The following is a 503-nucleotide window of genomic DNA, read 5'->3' on the forward strand; positions in this document are numbered from 1 at the left end:
CCGTCGCCCGTGATCCACTTGTTGCCGCGAATCAGAATGGAGCCGCCGCCCGGATGGCAGCTCTCGAGCATTGCGCGGTTTGCCGAGTATCCGCCTGTAGCAAGAACAACCGCACCGGCATGAATGTCTTCAAAGCCCGCAGCCGTCAGAACGCGACACCCGCAGACAGCGCCTTTTTCGTTCAGAAGGAGTGCTTTTGCCTTGACTTCAAAGCGCTCCTTGCCACCCGCCTTTTCGAACGCATCGTGGAGCGTCTCAAGCAGCTTCGGCATGCCGCGATACTGGCCCGGCGAAGCAATTCGCACACCTACGCGCCAAGGCGCCTGCTGCTGCCAAGGTTCGAACTGCGCACCTTTGGATTCGGCCCACTTGATTGCAGGGAGAATACGTTCGGCAAGAACTTCGTAGAGGTCGACACGTCCGCCGCCCATCGATTTCGCTTTGACGTCTTCAATGAACGCATTCTTGGATTCGGGCGTCTCGTCTTTGGGCATGAGGAAGGA

General features: G+C 58.4%; 1 protein-coding gene. It reads right to left on the reverse strand.

All coding sequences use genetic code 11. From position 1 onward, the window contains the following. The coding region (locus tag H6A60_RS12450; RefSeq protein WP_205105112.1) for an FAD-binding protein at nucleotides 1-503 on the reverse strand (503 nt) is incomplete at both ends.

Origin of the sequence: Sutterella massiliensis, assembly GCF_016899755.1 — a bacterium.
Taxonomy (GTDB): Bacteria; Pseudomonadota; Gammaproteobacteria; order Burkholderiales; family Burkholderiaceae_F; genus Sutterella; species Sutterella massiliensis.